Raw genomic sequence first — 19,910 nt, 5'->3', positions numbered from 1 at the left:
CTCAGATGAAGCTGAAAAACATGTTTAAGAAGACAAGCTCACGTTCTCACTATATAGCCGTCAGGAATTCACATCCTGAGGTGCCGGTCGGACTGCTGCGCAAGTGCAACAAATGCGGCGCGGCTATCGTTGCGGAGGATGTAAGGAACGGCTATTATATCTGTCCGAAATGTCATGGATATTTCAGAGTTCACGCATACAGACGAATCGAGATGATAGCAGATGAGGGATCGTTTGAAGAGTGGGATAAGGAGATGGACTTTGTCAATCCTCTGGAGTTTAAAGGCTATGAGGAGAAGGTCAGAAAGCTTCAGGAGCACACAAATCTCAATGAAGCCGTTGTCACAGGGAAGGTGATGATCGGCGGAAACCCTGCGGTTGTGGGTGTGTGCGACGGAAGGTTTATGATGGCCAGCATGGGCTGGATTGTAGGAGAGAAGATCGCAAGAGCGGTGGAGAGAGCGACAGAAGAAAAGCTTCCTGTAATTATCTTTACCTGTTCCGGCGGAGCCAGGATGCAGGAGGGAATCGTCTCGCTTATGCAGATGGCAAAGACGTCTGCCGCGCTGAAAAAGCACAGTGATGCGGGACAGCTTTATATCTCCGTGCTGACTGACCCGACTACGGGAGGCGTAACTGCGAGTTTTGCAATGCTTGGAGATGTTATCCTTGCAGAGCCGAAAGCTCTGATTGGATTTGCGGGACCGCGGGTGATCGAGCAGACGATCGGACAGAAACTTCCGAAAGGATTTCAGCGGTCGGAATTCCTGCTTGACCACGGGTTTGTGGACCGGATTGTGGAGCGGGAAGAGATGAAGGATGTTCTCGCCCGGATTCTTGCGATGCACAGCGGTGCGGGAGCGGAGAACGGTTCAAAAGAAGAAAAGGATATCAAAGCCGCAAAGGATACGATGGATGCTAAGAAGTCAGAAAACTCAGAGACAGGCAGAACGGCTGCCGTCAGCGCGTGGGAGAGGGTACAGCTTTCGAGAAAGAAAGACCGCCCTGTGGGGACGGACTATATAGACGGCCTGTTTACGGACTTTATGGAGTTCCACGGTGACCGGTACTTTAAGGACGATCACGCCATTGTCGGGGGTATCGCGTATTTTCACGGCAGACCGGTTACAGTCATTGCGCAGACAAAAGGCAAGACGACAAAAGAGAATCTGGACCGCAATTTTTCCATGCCGTCTCCGGACGGATACCGCAAGGCGCTGCGCCTTATGAAACAGGCGGAGAAGTTTTCCCGTCCGGTGATCTGCTTTGTGGACACGCCTGGTGCGTTCTGCGGCCTGGAGGCAGAAGAGAGAGGCCAGGGCGAGGCGATAGCGAGAAATCTGTTTGAAATGTCGGGGCTGAAAGTTCCGGTGCTTTCCGTTGTCATAGGCGAAGGCGGAAGCGGAGGAGCACTTGCTATGGCAGTGGCTGACGAAGTATGGATGCTCGAGAATGCCGTCTATTCCGTGCTCTCACCGGAGGGGTTTGCAAGTATTCTCTGGAAAGACAGCAAGAGAGCGAACGAGGCGGCAGAAGTGATGAAGCTTACGGCGGCAGACCTTAAGAAGCTGGGTATTGTTGAAGATGTGATTCCGGAACCGGAAAATTTCAGCGATACAGAAATGAAACCTGTGCTGGAGACTCTGAATGAGCGGATCGGGGAGTTCCTTATCAGATATTCGGAGCTTGATACGGAAAAACTTACGGAGAGACGGTATACGAGATTCCGCGCAATGTGATAAAATCATAGAAAGAGACGACAGGGCAGAGAGCGGTATGTCTGTCCCGCAGCAGTAGATTGCGCTGTGGAAAGGAGAATATGTATGGATCCCCGGGAAACGATTAATGATATTCTGGTAAATCTTTTCAATGAAATATGGAAACTGGAAGAGGATGCGATCATTACGGATGAGTTTAAGGACATCACAAACAATGATATGCATATTATCGATGCGATCGGACTTTCAGGGGAAAATACAATGTCTGTAGTTGCAAAGAAAATGGGGATTACGGCAGGTTCCCTTACAACTGCAGTAAACGGCCTTGTGAATAAGAAATATGTGACGCGTCACAGGAGTGAGCAGGATCGGCGGGTTGTTTTTCTGGATCTTACGGAAAAAGGAAGGAAAGCCTATGAGCATCACAGAGAATACCACTGCAGGATGACAGATGCGGTGATTCAGAAACTGGATGAAAAAGAAATTCCGATTTTGCTGAAAACACTTAATGGATTGTCAGAATTTTTTCGGGGATATAAGGAGACGATAAAAAATTAACAGAAAAATTTGACCTTTCCGGAAAAATGAGGTACAATCCCCTATGGAACACGAAGGATTGAGCTGAATAAAAAATGGCTCCGATGACCGGAGTGTCACCGAGGCCGGAAATACTTGGAGTATTATTTTAGGAGGGACAAGTATGGCAGCAAAGAAAACAAATGCAACAGCAAAGGCAGTGAAAGCAGAAACGGTCAAGGCAGCTGACACAGCAGCTAAGACAGTGAAAACAGAAGCGCCGAAGGCGGCTGATACAGCAGCTAAGGCAGTAAAGGCAGAACCGGCAAAAGAGGCGGTGAAGTCTGCGCAGCCGGATGCGGCAAAAGCAATTGAGACAAAGAAAGATACGACGAAAAAGCTTGAGACAAAAGCGGCAGTTTTAGTAGATACACCAGAGAAGAAGGCAGACGATAAGAAGGAGACTGCAGCAAAGGCAGCTGTGAAGAAAGCGGCAGCGAAAAAGCCTGCGGCAAAGAAAACACCTGCAAAGAAAGCAGAACTTAAGACAGAGATGTTCCTTCAGTTCGCAGGAAAAGAGTACACAGAGAAAGAGATCCTTCAGAAAGTGAAAGATATCTGGACAAAAGTGCTTAAAAACAAGGTGGGCGATATGAAGGACGTTAAGATCTATCTGAAGCCGGAGGAGTCCGCTGCGTATTACGTGGTGAACGGAGACACAACAGGAAAAGTAGAGCTGTAAACAGTGTAAAAAGGCAAAAAGACCCCTTATGTGCGGATTGTGTTCTGCGCAGAAGGGGTTTTGCTCTATATACAGGAGGATAAAAATGGCGGACAGAAGAAAAGATTTTGCAGGGTACATGTCTGAGAAAAATGCAGATGCGAAAAAACGGTTCGAGCAGCAGATTCGCTTTATTGTGGAAATTGACAAGGTGAAAAATATTTTCAGGCAGACTTATCTCTCAGATGCGAAACGAAAGGAAAACGATGCAGAGCATTCCTGGCATCTGGCCCTGATGGCTGTTCTTCTGCAGGAGCATATGAAAGAAAAAACGGATCTGACTCGTGTAATGACGATGGTTCTGATTCACGATCTTGTGGAGATCGATGCGGGGGATACATACGCCTATGATACCGCCGGAGCGGCAACAAAGAAAGAACGGGAGACGAAAGCGGCAGACAGAATATTCGGCCTGCTTCCGGAAGATCAGGGAAGCAGTTTCCGCACGCTGTGGGAAGAGTTTGAAGAATACAGAACAGCAGATGCCAAATTTGCCCATCTGCTTGACAATTTTCAGCCGCTTCTTCTCAATGATGCGTCCGGCGGAAAAAGCTGGGCGGAACATGGCGTCCGCAAATCCCAGGTGTGCCGCAGAAATGAGCACATAGCGGAAACGTCTCAGATCGTCTGGGAAAAGATGCTTGAGATTATGGACAGCCATATTGAAAAAGGAAATTTAAAAGCGGATTAGACAGAAACAGGAAGCGGAAACTTAAAACCGGATTAGACAGAAACAGGAAGAGGAGGAAAATGCGATGTATGAAAATGAGATAAGCCGTCTGCAGGCAATTATTGATGACAGCAGCAGAATCGTGTTTTTCGGCGGCGCAGGAGTATCCACTGAGAGCGGGATCCCCGATTTCAGAAGCGCGGACGGAATCTATCACCAGGAGTACAGATACTCTCCGGAAGAGGTTGTAAGCCACAGCTTTTTCATGAGGTATCCGGCGGCGTTTTATGAGTTTTACCGGGAGAAGATGATGTGTCTGGACGCAAAGCCGAACCCGGCCCATTTTAAACTTGCGGAGCTTGAGAAGGCGGGGAAACTGACTGCTGTAGTGACACAGAATATCGACGGGCTTCATCAGGCGGCGGGAAGCAGGCGCGTGTTTGAACTGCACGGGAGTATTCACAGAAATTACTGTATGAAATGCGGGAAGTTTTATGATGCGGAATACGTGAAAAATGCGGACGGCGTGCCGCGCTGTGAGTGCGGCGGAACGGTCAGGCCGGATGTAGTGCTCTATGAAGAGGGACTGGACTCTGATACGATTCAGGGAGCGGTAAAGGCTATAAGTACTGCGGATACGCTGATTATCGGGGGAACCTCCCTCGTAGTGTATCCGGCGGCGGGCTTTATCGATTATTTTCGGGGAAAACATCTTGTAGTAATTAATAAATCGGAGACAGCAAAAGAAGTCCGCGCAGAACTTACAATCGCCGCTCCGATTGGTGAAATTATGGACAAAATTACCGTCGGCATCTTGTGACGCCGATTCCAAGTCCTCCCGGGCCGACATGGGTCGCTATGCTCATAGTGAGAGGGTAATAGATCAGTTCCAGATCTGGAAATACCTCATGCATAGCGTCCTTGAACGCCGCCAGCTTTTCCGGTTCCATCAGTGTGTTGGCAATGCCGGCTTTGAGAACGCCCTCCTCCTTTAAATGGGAAAAACGTGACGTGACATCCAGTTTTACCGCTTCCGCCATTGTGCGGAAAGCGGCTTTCATTCCTCTTGCCTTCGCGTAAGAATCAAGCTTTCCGCCCTGAATCGTCAGGATGGGCTTCAGTTTCAGTACCGTTCCTAAAGCAGCGGCAGCGGCTGTGATCCGCCCGCCTTTTTTCAGGTATTCCAGAGTATCCACCGCAATATAAATGGTAGCATCGAGTGCTTCCCTCTCGAGGATTTCTTTTATCTCAGCGCCCGACTTTCCCTCGTCCGCCAGAACTCTGGCATCCAGGGCGGAAGTCGCCTGTGTTACGGAGATACGATGGTTGTCTACTACAAAAACACGTCCTTTATACGGCTCATCCCCGGAGAGCAGAAGCGCGGTCTGACAAGTGTTGCTTAAGCCTGATGACATCGGGATGAATACAATTTCGTTGTGATCTTCAAGAAGCTGATCCCACATGACCGTCACATCTCCCGGAGAAGGCTGAGACGTGGTGATAACTGCTCCTTCGGACTGTTTTCTGTAAAATTCGGCTGGTGTAATATCAATTCCCTCGTAATAGGTTTTTCCGTCGATAATAACCGGCATAGGCAGCACATGGATTCCGTAGGAACCGCCTTCGGACGGCATGATTCCGCAGTTGCTGTCAGTCATTATGGCAACCCCAGACATAGAGTACCTCCTATTTTTCAGAATTCTGTATAAATGACCGGTCATTGACCGTTATTATAACAGGTGTTAAAATTATAGCAAAATCGTAAAGGAATAACAATGAACAATTCCTGTAAAATGTAAGGTATTTATACAGGAGAGAGAAAGTGTCAGGAAATGGAAGACAAACGTATTACAAAAACGAAAAGAAGTTTGAAATCTGCAATGATCAGCATGCTCGGAAGAGAAGATTTTGAGCATATTTCCATCACGGAACTGTGCAGAGAGGCAGAGATAAGCAGAATTACATTTTATTCACATTACAATGACAAATATGCGCTGCTGGATGAAATATTCGATGACATGCTGAAAGTTGGAATGGATGATTATTACCGGCGGCAGAGAGAAAATAATCCTGCCAGAAAACTGGCGGCGGGATATGTAAATATGCTTGACAGTATTTTAAAGCTGTATTATGACAGATTTGATTTTTTTCAGCACACAAACCCGGAGACAAATCCCTATCTCGCATCGCGGTTTTACAGCATTGTTCTTGAAATGGTGGAAATGCATACAACACATCTGAAGAAAAGACTGAAGCTTAAATATTCTCCGAAAAAGATTGCAGGGTTTGTATGTTACGGAATGCTGGGGTTTGTCAACGAATCGCATGAGGAGAACACGCCGCTTGACCAGATCGGTGAGGAGGCACGCCGGCTTCTGACGGATCTTCTGAAGTCCGGAATACTGACCGAGAGCGAGCGCCGCGACCAGAACGGAGCGTAAAAATGACATGAAAAATGGAAGCAATGGGGCTCGAACCCATGACCTCTCGCGTGTGAGGCGAACGCTCATCCCAGCTGAGCTATGCTTCCATGTGATCTATTATAGCACTTTGGAGACAAAATGCAATAAAAAAAGGAGAAAACAATGAGGTGTTCAAAATGCGGAGCAACAGTTGAGAAAGGCGTGACAACGAGTGTTACTGATACAGGAGAATGCCTTGTAATTGTAAGAAATGTGCCGTGCTATAAGTGTGTAGAGTGCGGGATGGCTGCTTTTAAGAATGATGGTGTAATGGCTGTCAATGAGACGCTGACGATCTCAGGAAAGGAATATACGTTCAATGCATCTGGTGAGCTGATATAGTATTTACGCGGAAAAATCAAAAATCCCGTAATCACAAGGATTACGGGATTAATGCGGAAGAAGAGACTTGAACTCTCACAGGATTAACTCCCACTAGAACCTGAATCTAGCGCGTCTGCCATTCCGCCACTTCCGCTCGACAAAAACTATTCTATCATAACAAAGTATTTTTGTAAACCCCTAATTTTCTTTTTTTGAAAAAAATAGTAGTTCAGCCATAGGGCTGTTCGGGAGAGAAAATCATGCTTGCATGATTTTTCGAGCGGACAGTTCTATGGCTGAACTGTTATTAAAAAAACAGTTCTTGACATATATAGATTATCGATATAAAATGAAACCAGGTTATATAGATGATCTATATATAAAAGGAACGGAGGGATAACTATGAATCCGGATAAAACTTTAATGTCTGGAAGTACATCCATGCTTCTTTTAAAACTGCTCTCTGAGAAGGACATGTACGGATATGAGATGATTGAGACGCTTCGGGAGAGATCGCAGAATGTGTTCGAGCTGAAGGCGGGCACTTTATATCCGCTGCTTCATGGAATGGAGCAGAAGAAACTGCTCACAGCATATGAGAAGAGTGCGGGCGGCAAGATGCGAAAGTATTACAGTATCACAAAGCAGGGGAAAAAGGCGTTTTCCGAAAAGGAGAGCGAGTGGCGCACGTATTCCAGAGCGGTGCAGGATGTGCTGGGAGGTTTTCAGCCAGAGATGGGAGGAAGCGTATGAGAACGGAAGAGTACATCCGGACGCTGACGGAACAGATTCGCTGTAAAATGGCGAGAGGAGAGGTGACGGACGAGATCAGAACGCATATAGAAGAGCAGACGAAGGCATACATGAGTGAAGGGATGGAGAGAGGTGAAGCGGAGGAAGCCGCTGTCTGTGATATGGGAGACCCGGTTGAAGTGGGGACAGAGCTGGACCGGATCCACCGTCCGCAGATGCCGTGGGGGATGATTGCCTTCATTATTATACTGAGTGTACTGGGACTGGGCGTTCAGTATTTCATACAGCAGAGATTCGTGGAATCCGGCGGAGATGGTATTTTAAGCTGGGAAAGACGAATTGTATATATGGCCGTCGGACTTGCAGTCATGGCAGGAGTATGTTTTATAGACTATACAAGAATCGCCGCCAGGGCGAGGGAGATGATGGTGCTTCTTTTTGCGGCCCTATTTTTGGGAAGCGCCCTGTTTGGAGTGAAGATAAACGGAGCGGCGCGCTGGATTGCGCTGCCCGGCGGCCTTACGCTGAATATCCCGATGGTTCTTCTGCTGACAGTTCCTCTCTATGCGGCAGTACTGTACAGATGCAGGGGAAAGAGCTGGACGGGAATTATAAAAGCGGTACTGTGGATGCTTCCCGGAATCTTTCTCGCATTTTATGTGTGCAGCTTTTCCACTGCGGCGATTCTGCTCTTTTCGTATGTGGTCGTGTTCGGGCTCTCTGTCTGGCAGGGGTGGTACTTTGTCCCGCGGAAACTGTGTCTGGGGGCGCTGACTGTGACGGCCTTACTTCCGGCTGTGCCGGTCGTATATGTGATGCTTTTCCGCCCGCTGTATCAGTGGGAACGGCTGGTATATTTTCTGTCGCCTATGGACGGCTGGGGCAAGGATATCTCTTATACAAGGGAGTTTGTCAGAGCGCTGCTGGGAAACAGCAGGTTTCTCGGAGAAGGAGGCGGACTGCCCGCTTCAGGAATGCCGGAAGCGCCGCTGAATTTCCTCCTGGCCGGGGTGGCTGCGTATTTTGGACTTATTGCAGCAGTGCTGCTGGGCGGCGCGGTTCTGGCACTTTTTATACGGTTTTTGAAAATCTCTTTAAGGCAGCGCAACCAGCTCGGCATGGTAATGGGTACAGGATGTGCGGTTGTATTTCTGATTGAGATTTTGCTGTGCTTTATGAACAATATGGGGATCATTTATGCTGAAAACTACTGTCCGTTTCTCATGAACGGGGGCAGCGGTATGGTTGTCTCTTATCTGCTCATGGGGATTGTGCTGAGTATCTTCCGGTATCAGAATACAGCTCCGGAGAGACGATATCCGGAAAACAGGTATGCGCGGGAAAAAGCGGTGTAGAAGGAAAGCGGAGAACAGCGTGACTGCTGCTCTCCGTTTTCGTCTGTTGGACATGAAGATCTTTTCGGGATGTTTTAACCCTCGGTATATACAATCTTTCCTCTGCATATGGTCATCTTGACTTTTCCGTACAGTTTCCAGCCGGTAAAGGGCGTGTTGCAGGACATGGAAGCATACTCATCCGGAGTCCAGCATTCCTCGGGATCAAACAGGACAAAGTCCGCGGCTTCGCCCTCCTTAATTTTCCCTGCCGGAAGGTGATAGAGTTTTGCCGGATTGACGGTCATCTTTTCCAGAAGCTGCATCAGGGTGAGGTGCCCGGGACGCACAAGCGATGTGATTCCGAGGGCAAGAGAGGTCTCAAGCCCCGTGATTCCGCTTGGCGCCGCTGTAAGGGGCCTGGCTTTTTCTTCCTTGCTGTGCGGGGCGTGGTCGGTGGCGATGATATCGATCGTTCCGTCGACAAGTCCCTGAATGACTGCGAGACGATCTTCCTCCGTGCGAAGCGGAGGATTCATTTTGGCCAGCGATCCGTATTTCAGCACGGCATCCTCGGTAAGTGTAAAATGATGCGGAGTTGCCTCTGCGTGCAGGGAAGCGCCCTGCGCCTTAAACATCCGGACAAGGTTTACGGAGCGTCCGGAACTGATATGCTGGATTACGACGTCCGCCCCGGAGCGCAGCGCAAGAAGGCAGTCCCTTGCCACAAGAGATTCCTCGGCGATGGACGGGGAACCGTATATTCCGAGCTCGTCCGAAACGTTTCCATGATTGATGCCGTTGTTTTTGATAAAGGAAGGATCTTCCTCGTGGAGGCTGATGGGAACGTTTAATTCCTTTGCCTTTTCCATTGCGCTGTAGAGGAAGGCGGCATCCCGGATGGGAATACCGTCATCGGTGAATCCGCATGCTCCGTACGACTTCAGTTCCTCCATATCGACAGGCTCCTGGCCCTTCAGGGAACGTGACACACACGCTGCCTGGTAGATGCGGATGTCTTCTTTCCCGGCGCGGGCCAGAATATCGGTCAGCACACTGACGTTATCTACGGTGGGCGAGGTATTCGCCATGCATATGACGGAAGTGAATCCGCCCCTGGCAGCGGCGAGAGCCCCGGTGTGGATTGTTTCTTTATGGGTGAATCCCGGGTCGCGGAAATGGACGTGGGTATCAACAAGCCCCGGCGCGACCGTCAGCCCGGCGGCGTCGATAACCTGCTCGGAAGGCTCCGGCTCAATGTGGGTGCTGATCTGCTCGATTATTCCGTCACGGATGCGGATGTCGGACGTGTAAGACCGGCATGCGGCGGGATCCATGATAAAACCGTTATTAATAATCATAAGTTACCTCCTGTTGGCTCTTTTTGTATGACAGAAAAATGCCGGGAGAGCCGCACCTGTCATCTCACAGGCCGCCCTCCCGGCTACATCCGGACGACTGAAACAGTATTTCCTATATCTGGCGGTAGAGATGACGCGGTATACCGTCTACCATGACAGGAGATACGTCGCCCTGGATGAGCGGGCGTACATAGCTGACGAACTCATCGGTCACATAGGAACCGTCCTCGTTTACCCACTCACGCGGAACGAGTTTTTCGTCATTTGCGATTTTATGCACATCTTTGACTTCCGTGCCGCTCTGGTACGGATCATCAGAAAGACGCTGAAGAACAACCATTTTGCCGGAGTCTCCCTCATCGGCCGCTTTTACGGCGGCTCCGCCTACCTGGTATGCTTCCAGAATATCAACACGGGAAGCGCAGTGGGATGCGGAGCGCTGAAGAGAACTCAGCTCAATGGAACGTGTTTTGCAGCCGATTTCACCGGCAATATAGCTTGCAAGGTAATTTGCCGTGCCGGAGAGCTGTTTGTGGCCGAATGCGTCGACAAAGTCGATGCTCTGTCCGAGTTCGCATACATATCTTCCGTCCGCCAGACGGATTCCCTCGGAAACGGCCACTACAACAGATGGCTTTTTCACAAGAAGTTCCCTGACTTTCTGTCCGAAAGCCTCAATGTCAAACGGAAGTTCCGGCAGATAGATCAGATCGGGGCCGGCGCAGTCCTCACCTTTTGCCAGCGCAGCGGCACCGGTGAGCCATCCGGCGTTGCGGCCCATGATTTCTACAATGGAGACAAGTCCTTTCTCATATTCAAGACAGAAACTGTCGCGGATGATCTCTTTTACAGATGTTCCGATATATTTTGCGGCGCTTCCGTATCCCGGTGTGTGGTCGGTGAGCGCAAGGTCATTGTCGATTGTTTTCGGACAGCCGATAAAGCGGGTCGGATGTCCTGTTACGATCGCATAATCAGACAGCTTTTTGATTGTGTCCATGGAATCATTTCCGCCGATATAGATAAAGGCTTCAATGTTGAGTTTATCGAGTATTCCGAATATTTTCTCGTAGACTTCTTTGTCCTGGTGAATCTCGGGCAGCTTATAGCGGCATGATCCGAGAAAAGCAGCCGGCGTTCTCTTGAGAAGTTCGGCATCGAGTTCATTTGTGATATATTCGGACAGGTCGATATAGCGCTCCTGAAGCAGTCCCTGAATTCCGTGAAGCATTCCGTATACTTTTACAGCCCCGCGGTCTTTCGCAGTGCGGTAAACACCCGCAAGGCTGGAGTTGATTGCCGCAGTCGGGCCTCCTGACTGTCCGACGATAACGTTTCCTTTCATTGTATGGTACCTCCGTTCTGTAGATGGCGGTTCCGAGAGGATTCCTCTGAAAAACGCCTACATTTACAGTTTAGTGCATAATAACCAATTTGTAAATGAAAAAATACATTATATAGGCAAAATAACGAAAAAAATATACTTTGCAAAACAGGCGTCTAAAAATGTTATACTGAAATCGATTTGAAACAGTATTGATTCAGAAATACGAAAGCAGGAGAGAAAAGCTATGAGAAAATATGATTATCTGATCGTGGGAGCCGGACTGTATGGGGCGGTTATGGCGTATGAACTCGGAAGAAAGGGAAAGAAATGTCTTGTGATCGACCGCAGAGATCATATCGGAGGCAACATATACTGCAAGGATATTGAAGGAATTCATGTCCACAAATACGGCGCGCATATTTTCCACACATCGGACAGGAAAGTGTGGGAGTATATCAATCAGTTTGCAGAGTTTAACAACTATATCAATTCACCGGTGGCGGTGTACAAAGATGAGCTGTACAATCTCCCCTTCAATATGAATACATTCAGCAAGATGTGGGGAATCCGCACGCCGGAAGAGGCGAAGGAGATTATCGAGAGACAGCGGAGGGAAACCGGGATCACGGAGCCGAAAAACCTGGAAGAGCAGGCGCTGTTTTTAGTCGGAAGAGACATTTATGAGAAACTGGTGAAGGGCTATACGGAGAAACAGTGGGGAAGAAAATGCACGGAACTCCCCGCGTTTATCATAAAGCGCCTTCCCTGCCGGTTTATCTACGATAATAATTACTTTAACGACCGGTATCAGGGCATTCCTGTCGGCGGATATACTCCGATTATTGAGAAAATGCTGGCAGAGGCGGATGTGCGCACGGGAACAGATTTCTTTGAATTCAGGAAAGAAAATCCGGATACCGCGGACAAGATTATTTTCACAGGTATGATCGATGAGTATTTTGGCTATCAGCTTGGAGCTTTGGAATACCGTTCCGTGCGGTTTGAAACGGAAGTGCTTGACTGCGCCAATTATCAGGGAAATGCAGTTGTCAATTATACGGACAGGGAAGTGCCTTATACCCGTGTGATTGAGCACAAGCATTTTGAGTTCGGAACCCAGGAGAAAACAGTTGTTTCAAGAGAGTATTCATCGGAGTGGAGTGTGGGGATGGAGCCTTACTATCCGGTAAATGATGAGAAGAACAATGCTCTGTTTGAATCGTACAAAAAACTTGCGGAGCAGGAAAAGAATGTCATATTCGGAGGCAGACTTGGAGATTACCGGTATTATGATATGGATAAGGTGATTGCAGCGGCGCTGGAACGCCTGAATACTTTGGAATGACTGGATACGCTGGTCATCTGGAGATGTCGGAATAAACGGTGCCGGATGAAAGGTGCCGGGCGGGAGAAGTGAGGGCACTGTGCGGAAATGCTTGATTTTTTCCTGCCGTTACAGTATGATATGTTTACTCGGACCGCTCGGGTCTGAATTTACACTCTTTTTTTCATCATCAGGTTCTGATGGAATTCAGTGGGATGAATGTATTCTGCCGGTTCTGCGCAGGAGGGAAACGCGGAACCGGCTGAACAGATACAGCCGAAGAGAACTGCATATGGAAGAAATGTATGAAGTGCTGAAGTTTATTGACCACGGAGCCCGCTGCAGGCAGGGAATGGACTGCGTACCGGGGAAACTTCTGATTCACTGTATCGGGGAAAATCCCAGGCTGGATAAGAAAACCGTGTTTGAGTGGTTCCGTCAGCTTGCGGTCTGTGTCGATCAGTTTTACCGATGCAGAAACAGAAGAAACTACCGGTATCTTAATCCGTACAGTATTGTAATTTCAGATGAGGGACGACTGTTCCTTCTTGATCTGGAGTCGCAGGAGAATGCGTTTGTTATGAAGCAAATGCAGAAGAGGGCTGTGAGAAACCATTTCGTGAAGCCTGTTTATGACATGGGGATTACAAAAAATCAGGACGCAGATCTGTTTGCCTATGGAAGAACGGTTCAGTTTATTCTTGCATGTTCGGAGATTACACCGCAGCTGCGGCGAAGAGAAGAGGTGCGGTTTGAACGGCTGATCCGCCGCTGTACCGGAGAATCAAAAAAGAAATACGCGGAGTTTTCTCAGGTGCTGCGTGATCTTCCTCCTGTTCCGGCGGAGATTCAGAGCGGCAGGGAGAAAAGCGGAAAAGGGTTTGGAATGATTCTGGCAGAGATTGCTGCGGCCGCGGTGCTTGGACTTCTGATCGGCCTGATTGGACCGCTGTGAGAAAAAGTTCCGTAAAAAGGGAGGATGCCGGGTGGCTGATTTCTCAGCCCCCGGCATGTATTATGAAAAAGTTTATTCTAATAACTTGAAAGCGTCTCTGTAATGTGTCTGATATTTTTCTTTTCTTCTGTTCCTTTCGATGGTTTTAGTATAGGGGAGAGAAATGAAGAAAACGTGATCATAAAATGAAAGAATTTATAATAATAAATGAACAAATTATGAACGAATGAGAGTACGGTAAAAGACCGATGGGGGAGCCATCGGTCTTTTGAGGGGAGTATAAATAATTAATAAGGGGTTGTAGAAATTACTTTCTACAATAGACAGTATAATATACGGAATTGGAAAAAGCAAGAAAAAAATTTGAAAAATGTAAAAACATGCCGTGTAAAACAGAATATGGACATAAAATTGAGAATAATTCATCCTGAACAGGTTCATACTATGACTGAACCAAAAAAACAGGAGGGATACTCATGGCAAAGAATTACAATAACACAAACAATTCAAACAACACAAATTCCAAAAACAACTCTTATTCATCCTACTCCGACACCCAGAGCAAGAATAAGAATGCAAACAAGAACAGCACAACATCTTCATCCAGAAATTCCAGCCGCAACTGCGGAAGAAACATGGATGATTACAGCGAGTCGGACAGGTATTAAATCCGGAAACCGGGAGACGGTAAATGCGAAGGGGCAGAGCAAAGTTCAACTTTACTCTGCCCCTGATTTATAGTAAGATGATAACAGACAAAACGTAAGGACGGAATACTGAATGGATAAAATGGAATGGATCGCTCCCTGTCATTTTGGGCTGGAGTCAGTGCTTAAGCGTGAAATCCAGGATCTGGGTTACGAGATCGTGCAGGTGGAGGATGGAAGAGTCACATTTTCGGGCGGCATAGATGCTGTATGCAGGGCAAATATTTTTCTGAGAACAGCAGAAAGGGTACTTCTGAAAGTGGGGAGTTTCCAGGCCCGGACGTTTGAGGAGCTTTTTGAAGGAACAAAAAACATTCCCTGGGAGGATTATATCCCGGCGGACGGTAAGTTCTGGGTGGCAAAAGCTGCCTCGGTAAAAAGCCGTCTGTTCAGCCCGTCGGATATCCAGTCGATTATGAAGAAGGCCATGGTAGAGCGCCTGAAATCCAGATACCGGATAGAGTGGTTCCCGGAGAGCGGTGCCTCCTACCCGGTACGTGTGTTTCTTATGAGAGATGTAGTTACGGTGGGACTGGATACGACAGGCGTTTCTCTTCATAAGCGAGGATACCGGCCGGTGGCGGGAAAGGCGCCAATCGCCGAGAATCTTGCGGCGGCGCTGATTATGCTGACCCCGTGGAGGAAAGAAAGGATTCTGGTCGATCCTTTCTGCGGGAGCGGAACATTTCCCATTGAGGCGGCCATGATTGCCGCGAATATCGCTCCGGGAATGAACCGTTCTTTTACGGCTGAAAACTGGACGAACCTTGTCGGAAAAAGGAACTGGTACGAGGCGGTCAACGAGGCATCCGATGTAATAAACGATCAGATCGAAACAGATATTCAGGGCTATGATGCGGACGGGGAGGTCCTGCGCGCCGCGCGGAAAAACGCAGAAGCGGCAGGCGTGGGCAGTCTTATTCATTTCCAGCAGAGAGAAGTCAAAGACCTGAGCCATCCGAAAAAGTATGGATTTATCATCACAAATCCGCCGTACGGGGAGCGGCTGGAGGAAAAGAAAAATCTTCCGGGGCTTTACAGGGAGTTCGGGGAGGCTTTCCGCAGACTTGACAGCTGGTCAGCCTACATGATTACAAGCTATGAGGATGCGGAACGTTATTTCGGAAGAAAAGCGGACAAAAACAGGAAAATTTATAACGGTATGCTGAAAACATACTTTTACCAGTTCGCGGGGCCGAAACCGCCAAAACAAAAGAAACAGAAGGATGCATTGAGATGAAAAGAAGAATTATATTTGCAACGGGAAATGAAAACAAAATGAGGGAAATCCGCATGATCATGAAAGATCTTGGAATGGAGATCCTTTCTATGAAGGAAGCCGGAGCGGATACGGAAATTGTGGAGGACGGGATGTCTTTTGAGGAAAATGCGGAGATAAAGGCGAGAGCGGTTTCCAGAATTCTTACAAATGATATTGTGCTGGCGGATGACTCCGGCCTGGAAATCGATTATCTTGATAAGGCTCCCGGCATCTATTCGGCGAGGTTTGCGGGGGAAGATACTTCTTATGATATCAAAAACAGGATCCTTCTGGACCGGTTGGAAGGCGTGCGGGATGAGGAACGTACAGCCCGGTTTGTATGCGCGGTGGCAGCAGTCTTCCCTGACGGTACGGTGACAACCGTCCGGCGGACGATCGAGGGGCGGATTGCAGACGAGGCGTCCGGCGGAAACGGGTTCGGCTACGACCCGATTTTCTATGTCCCGGAATATGGCATGACCACGGCGGAGATGGATCCGGAAATGAAAAATGAACTGAGCCACAGAGGCAAGGCGCTTCGGGCAATGAAGGAGATTCTGAAAGAAAAAATCGGAGAGGATATGGAATGAGAGTATTGATTGTCAGCGATACACATGGCAGACATGCGGGGCTTGATCAGGCACTTGAAGAGGCAGGCGCTATCGATATGTTCATACATCTCGGAGACCTGGAGGGCGGAGAAGAGTATATTGATGCAGTTGTGGACTGTGAAAAACATATGGTGAGGGGAAATAACGACTTTTTTTCCGGGCTTCCGCGGGAAGAAGAATTTTATATAGGAAAATATAAGGTGTTTATCACACATGGCCATGCGTACTATGTATCTCTTGACCCGGAACATATCCGGGAGGAAGGGGAAGCCAGAAGATCTGATATCGTGATGTTCGGACATACTCACAGGCCGTTTTTTGACCAGAAGGGCGGAGTAACTGTGCTTAATCCGGGAAGTTTATCGTTTCCGCGCCAGGAAGGGCGCCGGGGGAGTTATATGCTGATGGAGGTCTCTGAGGACGGGAAAATTACATATGAGCAGAGGTATCTGACAGCAAAACAGTGAGGAATAGAAAGCGGTTTTCGGCCGGACAGGGACGAAAAAACGCGAAAAGTAAAAAAATACAAAAAAATTGTTGACATTAGGAAAAGCTTATAATATAATAATGCTTGCGCTACGGGAAAGACAGGAAGCAGCGATTGTACCGGGGTGTGGCTCAGCTTGGCTAGAGCGCCTGGTTTGGGACCAGGAGGTCGCAGGTTCGAATCCTGTCACCCCGATATGTGCGGGTGTAGTTCAATGGTAGAACACCAGCCTTCCAAGCTGGATACGTGAGTTCGATTCTCATCACCCGCTTTTCTTGTGGAAAGCGTATTGTTTTCTTCGAGAATGGTAAAAATGAGTCTGTAGCTCAGCTGGATAGAGCAACGGCCTTCTAAGCCGTAGGTCGTGGGTTCGAATCCCCCCAGGCTCGTTATGGTGGGTATGGTGCAGTTGGTTAGCGCGCCAGATTGTGGTTCTGGATATCGTGGGTTCGAGTCCCACTACCCACCCTTTCCTTTATATTCCTACTGGCATGCAGTGTCAGACTCAAGTCTTCGATGGGCTATCGCCAAGCGGTAAGGCACAGGACTTTGACTCCTGCATTCGCTGGTTCGAATCCAGCTAGCCCAGTTTATCCTGGGAAAGCCGGGGAAAATAAGGGCGTGTAGCTCAGGTGGTAGAGCACTTGACTTTTAATCAAGTTGTCCGGGGTTCGAATCCCCGCACGCTCACTTAGAACAAGCACGCAGTGTTTGTTCTATTTTTTTTCTGGCGACAGTGCAGATACAGTCTGTCTGCCGGAGAATTATATGGAGAATGCGGATATGGCGGAATTGGCAGACGCGCCAGATTTAGGATCTGGTGTCTACGACGTGCAGGTTCAAGTCCTGTTATCCGCAGTTTTATGGCAGCGGAGCCCCTGAAAATGACAGATTTTCCCGGGCCCTTTTCTTTTTTGCGGAGAGAATGGCTCATTTGAGAAAAGGAGGAAGAACCTGTGAAATTTCTCGGCATTGACATAGGCACTACCACGATTAGTTTTTCCCTGATATCAGACAGAGAGGAGCGGCCGATTAATACCTGTACTATACCGAACGACAGCTTCCTTCCCTCGGATCATGCGTGGGAGAAGACGCAGGATCCGGAACGTATTTTTAATCGGCTGAAAGAAACGCTTGATAAAATGCTGCAGGAATATGAGGATATTTCCGCGATTGGCCTGACCGGGCAGATGCATGGCATTTTGTATACAGATAAAAGAGGGAGACATGTGAGCCCGCTCTATACGTGGCAGGACGGAAGGGGGAATCTCCCGCTGGGGGAAGGCGGCAGTGTGTGCGGACTCCTCTGGAAAAAGTATGGGGTACGTGTGTACTCAGGCTATGGTCTTGCAACGCATCTCTATATGGATAAGACAGGGAATCTGCCGTCTGACGCTGTGAAGATCTGTACGATCATGGACTACGCGGGAATGCGCCTCGCCGGGAGAGAACAGCCGCTCGTACATGCGGGCAATGCGGCGGGATTCGGGCTGTTTGACGTGAGGAAGCGGGCTTTTATGAGAGAGATAACAGAAGCCGAAGCTTCTGCTCCGGATGTGCTCCCTGAGGTGACTGCCGGACTGAGACCGCTTGGAGAATATCGGGGCATACCGGTATGTACAGCGATTGGGGACAATCAGGCGTCTTTTCTCGGCGCGGTTGGAAACCGGGAAGGAGCGGTGCTCCTTAATATGGGAACCGGCGGGCAGATTTCGGTCCGCTCGGATGTCTGCCTGGATGAAAACGGGATTGAGACACGGCCGCTGACAGAAGACAGTTACCTTCTGACCGGCTCATCGCTGTGCGGGGGAAGGGCGTACGCGATGCTGGAACGCTTCTTCAGAGAATATGCGGATGCGGCGGGGATGCAGATCACAGACCACTACCGCGTTATGGAGATGCTTGCAAAAGATACGGCGGATACGGGAGGGCTGACCGTGGATACCTCGTTTGCAGGCACAAGAGAAATGCCCGGAAGACGCGGCGTAATCAGCGGCATCAGTACGGAGAATTTCCGCCCGTCATTCCTTGTGCGCGGCGTAATGGAGGGAATGATACGGGAACTGTATGAGATGTATAATGTGATGCAGACTGCTGCCGGGCTGAAAGGAGATAAGATCATCCTTTCGGGAAACGGATTCCGCCGGAATGAGACTCTGAGAAAGATTGCCTCCGGGATGTTTTCAATGCCCGCGCAGCCTGCTCTGTGCGAGGAGGAAGCAGCCTGCGGAGCGGCCTTCGCGGCCCGGGATATGGCGAGGCGGATCCTGTGAAAAAAGGGCGTTAAGATGCGTTAAGATTTGACAACTTTTTCACCCAAAACGGGAATTGTATTATATACTACAGACGTGAAAAACGGGAGGTCGGAAAAATGGTTGAGAAAAAGATCAAATTTGTAACCTCGAGCCAACTGCTCAGCTTTTGTGATGCATGTCAGAACATGAAATCCGATATCGATGTGACGGATATGACGCACCGGAACTTCCGCATAGACGGAAAATCTATTCTGGGACTTATGTCTATCAAACTCGGACTTCCTATGAGACTTGTCGTACAGGGCGAGGATGAAGAGATGGCTCATCAGTATTTTTCAAAATATGAACTGGAGTAAAACAGGAATGCAGAGAAGGGGTGTTTACATTCTGACAGTGTGAACACCCCTTCTTCGCATCTTACGGGAGGATTCCCAGATGCTCGAGAAGAATTTTGAAACCGAGCAGAATGAGAATGATGCCGCCCGCAAGCTCTGCTTTTGCCTTGTACTTTGTGCCAAATACATTGCCGATCTTCACTCCGATTGAGGAAATGATAAACGTTGTAATTCCGATGAAAAGCACTGCCGCTATGATGTTGACGTTGAGGAATGCGAAGGTGATTCCGACTGCCAGAGCGTCAATGCTGGTAGCGACCGCCAGCAGAAACATGGTCTTGATATCAAGGGATTCACTTTCTGTCTCACATTCCCCTGAACAGGCTTCGCGTATCATGTTGATTCCGATGATTCCCAGAAGGATAAAGGCGATCCAGTGATCGATGGCTGTGATTTTGTCCCGGAACTGTACTCCGAGGATGTAGCCGATGGCCGGCATCAGAGCCTGGAATCCGCCGAACCATGCGCCGACTACGGCGACTTTCTTCAATGTTATCCGGGGCATTGCAAGCCCTTTACAGACAGAGACCGCAAAAGCGTCCATGGAGAGACCTACGGCCAGAATAAATAGTTCAATCAGTCCCATTTTCTTTTCTCCTTTGCAGTAAAATAGGCTGTGCATATGCTGCGCAGCGTGGTCCGGATAAACCGGAACAAAAAAAGCAGGCG

At 48.7% G+C, this 19,910-nt stretch carries 21 protein-coding genes and 9 tRNA genes; 24 read left to right on the top strand and 6 right to left on the bottom strand.

Annotated features, from left to right (window positions below; all coding sequences use genetic code 11):
- Positions 1–5: 5 nt before the first annotated feature.
- From LKD70_RS08370 to LKD70_RS08350, 5 genes are all read left to right on the top strand, one after another.
- Complete coding sequence (locus LKD70_RS08370) at positions 6–1,739, top strand: acetyl-CoA carboxylase carboxyltransferase subunit alpha (protein ID WP_227707567.1); 1,734 nt, start codon at positions 6–8, stop codon at positions 1,737–1,739.
- A gap of 84 nt (positions 1,740–1,823) precedes the next feature.
- A complete protein-coding gene (locus LKD70_RS08365) occupies positions 1,824–2,276 on the top strand; it encodes a MarR family winged helix-turn-helix transcriptional regulator (protein ID WP_227707566.1) in 453 nt (150 codons plus the stop codon).
- A 142-nt stretch (positions 2,277–2,418) separates the two neighbouring features.
- Complete coding sequence (locus tag LKD70_RS08360) at positions 2,419–2,976, top strand: DUF6465 family protein (protein ID WP_227707565.1); 558 nt, start codon at positions 2,419–2,421, stop codon at positions 2,974–2,976.
- A gap of 85 nt (positions 2,977–3,061) precedes the next feature.
- Complete coding sequence (locus LKD70_RS08355; RefSeq protein WP_407690932.1) at positions 3,062–3,706, top strand: HD domain-containing protein; 645 nt, start codon at positions 3,062–3,064, stop codon at positions 3,704–3,706.
- A gap of 64 nt (positions 3,707–3,770) precedes the next feature.
- On the top strand, positions 3,771–4,505 hold the full coding sequence (locus tag LKD70_RS08350) for an NAD-dependent protein deacylase (RefSeq protein WP_227707564.1): 735 nt from the start codon (positions 3,771–3,773) through the stop codon (positions 4,503–4,505).
- Here LKD70_RS08350 and LKD70_RS08345 read toward each other — a convergent pair.
- Positions 4,486–5,361: a DegV family protein gene (locus tag LKD70_RS08345; RefSeq protein ID WP_227707563.1), complete on the bottom strand. Its 876-nt coding sequence runs from the start codon at positions 5,359–5,361 to the stop codon at positions 4,486–4,488. The two genes, LKD70_RS08350 and LKD70_RS08345, sit on opposite strands and share 20 nt — an antisense overlap.
- Before the next feature lie 156 nt (positions 5,362–5,517).
- Between LKD70_RS08345 and LKD70_RS08340 the strand changes: the two genes are divergently transcribed.
- Positions 5,518–6,126: a TetR/AcrR family transcriptional regulator gene (locus tag LKD70_RS08340; RefSeq protein ID WP_227707562.1), complete on the top strand. Its 609-nt coding sequence runs from the start codon at positions 5,518–5,520 to the stop codon at positions 6,124–6,126.
- Between the two features lie 15 nt (positions 6,127–6,141).
- Here LKD70_RS08340 and LKD70_RS08335 read toward each other — a convergent pair.
- Positions 6,142–6,215, bottom strand: a tRNA-Val gene (locus LKD70_RS08335).
- A 55-nt stretch (positions 6,216–6,270) separates the two neighbouring features.
- Between LKD70_RS08335 and LKD70_RS08330 the strand changes: the two genes are divergently transcribed.
- Entirely contained in the window at positions 6,271–6,489 is a 219-nt protein-coding gene (locus LKD70_RS08330) for a YgiT-type zinc finger protein (RefSeq protein ID WP_227707561.1), read from the top strand.
- Positions 6,490–6,541: 52 nt separating this feature from the next.
- Here the strand turns inward: LKD70_RS08330 and LKD70_RS08325 are convergent.
- Positions 6,542–6,625, bottom strand: a tRNA-Leu gene (locus LKD70_RS08325).
- A gap of 248 nt (positions 6,626–6,873) precedes the next feature.
- Between LKD70_RS08325 and LKD70_RS08320 the strand changes: the two genes are divergently transcribed.
- Together LKD70_RS08320 and LKD70_RS08315 are read left to right on the top strand one after the other, a co-directional pair.
- The gene (locus LKD70_RS08320; RefSeq protein WP_227707560.1) at positions 6,874–7,224 is read left to right on the top strand and encodes a PadR family transcriptional regulator; all 351 of its coding nucleotides are present in this window, start codon (positions 6,874–6,876) and stop codon (positions 7,222–7,224) included.
- Positions 7,221–8,579, top strand: coding sequence for an FtsW/RodA/SpoVE family cell cycle protein (locus LKD70_RS08315; protein ID WP_227707559.1), 1,359 nt, complete (start codon positions 7,221–7,223; stop codon positions 8,577–8,579). The genes LKD70_RS08320 and LKD70_RS08315 overlap by 4 nt, the downstream gene beginning before the upstream one ends.
- Before the next feature lie 74 nt (positions 8,580–8,653).
- Here LKD70_RS08315 and LKD70_RS08310 read toward each other — a convergent pair whose 3' ends face one another.
- Both LKD70_RS08310 and LKD70_RS08305 read right to left on the bottom strand, forming a co-directional pair.
- Entirely contained in the window at positions 8,654–9,919 is a 1,266-nt protein-coding gene (locus LKD70_RS08310) for a dihydroorotase (protein ID WP_227707557.1), read from the bottom strand.
- A gap of 112 nt (positions 9,920–10,031) precedes the next feature.
- A complete protein-coding gene (locus LKD70_RS08305; RefSeq protein WP_227707556.1) occupies positions 10,032–11,264 on the bottom strand; it encodes a 6-phosphofructokinase in 1,233 nt (410 codons plus the stop codon).
- 226 nt (positions 11,265–11,490) lie between these two features.
- On the opposite strand from LKD70_RS08305, the gene glf reads away from it, so the two are divergent.
- The 15 genes from glf to LKD70_RS08230 all read left to right on the top strand — a co-directional run bounded on the left by glf (position 11,491) and on the right by LKD70_RS08230 (position 19,202).
- Complete coding sequence (gene glf, locus LKD70_RS08300; protein ID WP_227707555.1) at positions 11,491–12,591, top strand: UDP-galactopyranose mutase; 1,101 nt, start codon at positions 11,491–11,493, stop codon at positions 12,589–12,591.
- A 271-nt stretch (positions 12,592–12,862) separates the two neighbouring features.
- Positions 12,863–13,525, top strand: a complete 663-nt coding sequence (locus LKD70_RS08295) for a hypothetical protein (RefSeq protein WP_227707554.1) — start codon at positions 12,863–12,865, stop codon at positions 13,523–13,525.
- 363 nt (positions 13,526–13,888) lie between these two features.
- The gene (locus LKD70_RS08290; RefSeq protein WP_227707552.1) at positions 13,889–14,266 is read left to right on the top strand and encodes a hypothetical protein; all 378 of its coding nucleotides are present in this window, start codon (positions 13,889–13,891) and stop codon (positions 14,264–14,266) included.
- Between the two features lie 39 nt (positions 14,267–14,305).
- Positions 14,306–15,472, top strand: a complete 1,167-nt coding sequence (locus tag LKD70_RS08285) for a THUMP domain-containing class I SAM-dependent RNA methyltransferase (RefSeq protein ID WP_227707551.1) — start codon at positions 14,306–14,308, stop codon at positions 15,470–15,472.
- On the top strand, positions 15,469–16,083 hold the full coding sequence (locus LKD70_RS08280; RefSeq protein ID WP_227707550.1) for an XTP/dITP diphosphatase: 615 nt from the start codon (positions 15,469–15,471) through the stop codon (positions 16,081–16,083). Before LKD70_RS08285 ends, LKD70_RS08280 begins: the two co-directional genes overlap by 4 nt.
- Positions 16,080–16,571: a metallophosphoesterase family protein gene (locus tag LKD70_RS08275; RefSeq protein ID WP_227707549.1), complete on the top strand. Its 492-nt coding sequence runs from the start codon at positions 16,080–16,082 to the stop codon at positions 16,569–16,571. The genes LKD70_RS08280 and LKD70_RS08275 overlap by 4 nt, the downstream gene beginning before the upstream one ends.
- A 140-nt stretch (positions 16,572–16,711) precedes the next feature.
- A tRNA-Pro gene (locus LKD70_RS08270) sits at positions 16,712–16,786 on the top strand.
- Between the two features lie 5 nt (positions 16,787–16,791).
- A tRNA-Gly gene (locus LKD70_RS08265) sits at positions 16,792–16,862 on the top strand.
- Positions 16,863–16,906: 44 nt separating this feature from the next.
- Positions 16,907–16,980, top strand: a tRNA-Arg gene (locus LKD70_RS08260).
- A gap of 5 nt (positions 16,981–16,985) precedes the next feature.
- Positions 16,986–17,059, top strand: a tRNA-His gene (locus tag LKD70_RS08255).
- A 49-nt stretch (positions 17,060–17,108) separates the two neighbouring features.
- A tRNA-Gln gene (locus LKD70_RS08250) sits at positions 17,109–17,180 on the top strand.
- Between the two features lie 28 nt (positions 17,181–17,208).
- Positions 17,209–17,281, top strand: a tRNA-Lys gene (locus tag LKD70_RS08245).
- 87 nt (positions 17,282–17,368) lie between these two features.
- Positions 17,369–17,449: transfer RNA gene (locus LKD70_RS08240), tRNA-Leu, on the top strand.
- A gap of 98 nt (positions 17,450–17,547) precedes the next feature.
- The gene (locus LKD70_RS18615) at positions 17,548–18,864 is read left to right on the top strand and encodes a sedoheptulokinase (RefSeq protein WP_227707548.1); all 1,317 of its coding nucleotides are present in this window, start codon (positions 17,548–17,550) and stop codon (positions 18,862–18,864) included.
- A 98-nt stretch (positions 18,865–18,962) separates the two neighbouring features.
- Positions 18,963–19,202, top strand: coding sequence for an HPr family phosphocarrier protein (locus LKD70_RS08230; RefSeq protein ID WP_227707547.1), 240 nt, complete (start codon positions 18,963–18,965; stop codon positions 19,200–19,202).
- Between the two features lie 61 nt (positions 19,203–19,263).
- On the opposite strand, the gene LKD70_RS08225 is transcribed toward LKD70_RS08230, so the two are convergent.
- The gene (locus LKD70_RS08225) at positions 19,264–19,827 is read right to left on the bottom strand and encodes a manganese efflux pump MntP (protein WP_227707546.1); all 564 of its coding nucleotides are present in this window, start codon (positions 19,825–19,827) and stop codon (positions 19,264–19,266) included.
- Between the last annotated feature and the right edge of the window lie 83 nt (positions 19,828–19,910).

This window comes from Ruminococcus turbiniformis, from assembly GCF_020687545.1.
Taxonomy (GTDB): Bacteria; Bacillota; Clostridia; order Lachnospirales; family Lachnospiraceae; genus Mediterraneibacter; species Mediterraneibacter turbiniformis.
The sequence above is the reverse complement of the archived record's forward strand: the minus strand, read 5'-3'. Positions and strand labels throughout refer to the sequence as shown.

Coding starts and splice junctions, on each gene's coding strand:
- LKD70_RS08370 (WP_227707567.1), top strand. CDS start 6: ATGAAGCTGAAAAACATGTTTAAGAAGACAAGCTCACGTTCTCACTAT.
- LKD70_RS08365 (WP_227707566.1), top strand. CDS start 1,824: ATGGATCCCCGGGAAACGATTAATGATATTCTGGTAAATCTTTTCAAT.
- LKD70_RS08360 (WP_227707565.1), top strand. CDS start 2,419: ATGGCAGCAAAGAAAACAAATGCAACAGCAAAGGCAGTGAAAGCAGAA.
- LKD70_RS08355 (WP_407690932.1), top strand. CDS start 3,062: ATGGCGGACAGAAGAAAAGATTTTGCAGGGTACATGTCTGAGAAAAAT.
- LKD70_RS08350 (WP_227707564.1), top strand. CDS start 3,771: ATGTATGAAAATGAGATAAGCCGTCTGCAGGCAATTATTGATGACAGC.
- LKD70_RS08345 (WP_227707563.1), bottom strand. CDS start 5,361: ATGTCTGGGGTTGCCATAATGACTGACAGCAACTGCGGAATCATGCCG.
- LKD70_RS08340 (WP_227707562.1), top strand. CDS start 5,518: ATGGAAGACAAACGTATTACAAAAACGAAAAGAAGTTTGAAATCTGCA.
- LKD70_RS08330 (WP_227707561.1), top strand. CDS start 6,271: ATGAGGTGTTCAAAATGCGGAGCAACAGTTGAGAAAGGCGTGACAACG.
- LKD70_RS08320 (WP_227707560.1), top strand. CDS start 6,874: ATGAATCCGGATAAAACTTTAATGTCTGGAAGTACATCCATGCTTCTT.
- LKD70_RS08315 (WP_227707559.1), top strand. CDS start 7,221: ATGAGAACGGAAGAGTACATCCGGACGCTGACGGAACAGATTCGCTGT.
- LKD70_RS08310 (WP_227707557.1), bottom strand. CDS start 9,919: ATGATTATTAATAACGGTTTTATCATGGATCCCGCCGCATGCCGGTCT.
- LKD70_RS08305 (WP_227707556.1), bottom strand. CDS start 11,264: ATGAAAGGAAACGTTATCGTCGGACAGTCAGGAGGCCCGACTGCGGCA.
- glf (WP_227707555.1), top strand. CDS start 11,491: ATGAGAAAATATGATTATCTGATCGTGGGAGCCGGACTGTATGGGGCG.
- LKD70_RS08295 (WP_227707554.1), top strand. CDS start 12,863: ATGGAAGAAATGTATGAAGTGCTGAAGTTTATTGACCACGGAGCCCGC.
- LKD70_RS08285 (WP_227707551.1), top strand. CDS start 14,306: ATGGATAAAATGGAATGGATCGCTCCCTGTCATTTTGGGCTGGAGTCA.
- LKD70_RS08280 (WP_227707550.1), top strand. CDS start 15,469: ATGAAAAGAAGAATTATATTTGCAACGGGAAATGAAAACAAAATGAGG.
- LKD70_RS08275 (WP_227707549.1), top strand. CDS start 16,080: ATGAGAGTATTGATTGTCAGCGATACACATGGCAGACATGCGGGGCTT.
- LKD70_RS08230 (WP_227707547.1), top strand. CDS start 18,963: ATGGTTGAGAAAAAGATCAAATTTGTAACCTCGAGCCAACTGCTCAGC.
- LKD70_RS08225 (WP_227707546.1), bottom strand. CDS start 19,827: ATGGGACTGATTGAACTATTTATTCTGGCCGTAGGTCTCTCCATGGAC.